The organism is Pseudoalteromonas sp. S3785 (assembly GCF_005887365.1).
Lineage (GTDB): Bacteria > Pseudomonadota > Gammaproteobacteria > Enterobacterales > Alteromonadaceae > Pseudoalteromonas.
The window spans coordinates 1-480 of sequence record NZ_PNCT01000108.1 but is presented as its reverse complement, the minus strand read 5'-3'; the positions used below and the strand labels follow the sequence as shown (position 1 = coordinate 480).

Annotated in this window: 1 protein-coding gene; it reads left to right on the top strand. The window is 54.6% G+C overall.

Annotated features, from left to right (window positions below; all coding sequences use genetic code 11):
* Window positions 1–480 (top strand): Ig-like domain-containing protein (locus CWC17_RS18520; protein WP_249935948.1); only part of this gene is annotated, 480 nt, incomplete at both ends.

The window sequence follows — 480 nt, the reverse complement described above, 5'->3', positions numbered from 1 at the left end:
ATTACGACTGTTGATACGACCGTAACCGGTGGCGTCTGGAGCGTTGATGCCCCGAGTGCTTTAGCTGAAGGCGAATACACGGTCACTGCCGAAGTAGATGATGGCCTGGGTAATATCGGCAGCGCCACCGAAACCGGTATTATTGACACCACCATGCCAGCGATTGAAGTGAACGAGCTAGTTGTTACCAATGATACAACCCCAACGATCACCGGCACCGCCAATGCACCGCAAGGCAGCACCGTAACGGTAGAGATCACCGATAGTAATAACGTGACGCATACGGTGACAACGACACTCGGCGCTAATGGCACCTGGAGTGTGGCCGCCTCACAAGTGCTTGCTGAGGGCAGCTACAGCGTAAGTGCAAGCGTAAGCGATGCCGCTGGCAATGAAGCCACAGCCACTGGCTCAGGAGAAGTAGACACCATTGCGCCAACGCTTGAGTTAACCAGCCCAGGTTCAAGTAACGACGTAACC